We start from the raw sequence: 825 nt of genomic DNA on the forward strand, positions 1-825 counted from the left end.
CAGGCATGCAACTGTTTACAGTGCATCCTTGAGTGCCTTGCCGGCACGGAACTTCGGGGTACGGGCGGCAGGAATGGTGATGGTTTCACCAGTCTTAGGATTGCGACCGCTACGCTCGGCACGTTCGCCTACGTAGAAAGTACCAAAACCGACCAGCGTGACATCATCGCCGTTTTTCAGGGTATCGGTTACAGCAACAATTACACCGTCCAGCGCTTTGGCAGCAGCTGCCTTGGAAATGTCGGCATGGGCTGCGATGGCATCGATCAGTTCAGACTTGTTCACGTTAAGTCCCCTTTCATCATTCTTCGGAATACGTAGTATGCGGCAAAACCGCCTGATTTATAGCAAGGCTGAAATCCTTGTGTCAAGCGGCCTCCCGAGGGTAGCCCCGGGCAAAAAAGCGGCCTGACACGAGGTATTTCATGCGCTTTTAAACTCTTTCCGACGCCTTGAATCAGTGCGTCACGACGGACTGATTCTGCACGGCGTCCGCTGATGGCGACATATTGGCAGACGTTGCATCCTCTGACAACGCCTCAGGCATTCTTTCCAGCGCCAAAGCCAATACCTGATCTATCCATTTGACTGGATGGATCTCCAGCTTGCCCTTGATATTCGCTGGAATTTCAACGAGATCCTTCACATTGCCATGCGGGATCAGCACCTGCTTGATGCCGCCACGGTGCGCCGCCAAAAGTTTCTCTTTGAGGCCGCCAATTGGCAACACTTCACCGCGCAAGGTGATTTCGCCTGTCATGGCCACATCGGCGCGCACCGGACTTCCGGTCAGCACCGACACAATGGCCGTGGTCATGGCGATGC

Annotated in this window: 2 protein-coding genes; both read right to left on the bottom strand. The window is 54.4% G+C overall.

What is annotated here, in order from left to right; genetic code table 11:
• Nucleotides 1–15: 15 nt before the first annotated feature.
• Nucleotides 16–285 carry an HU family DNA-binding protein gene (locus tag EGI20_RS18885; protein WP_124734539.1) on the bottom strand — a complete coding sequence of 90 codons (270 nt, stop codon included), beginning with the start codon at nt 283–285 and terminating at the stop codon, nt 16–18.
• Nucleotides 286–457: 172 nt separating this feature from the next.
• On the bottom strand, nt 458–825 hold a 368-nt coding region (locus EGI20_RS18890; protein WP_498633239.1), incomplete at its 5' end, for a S16 family serine protease.

It is taken from the genome of Aquitalea sp. S1-19 (assembly GCF_024343515.1).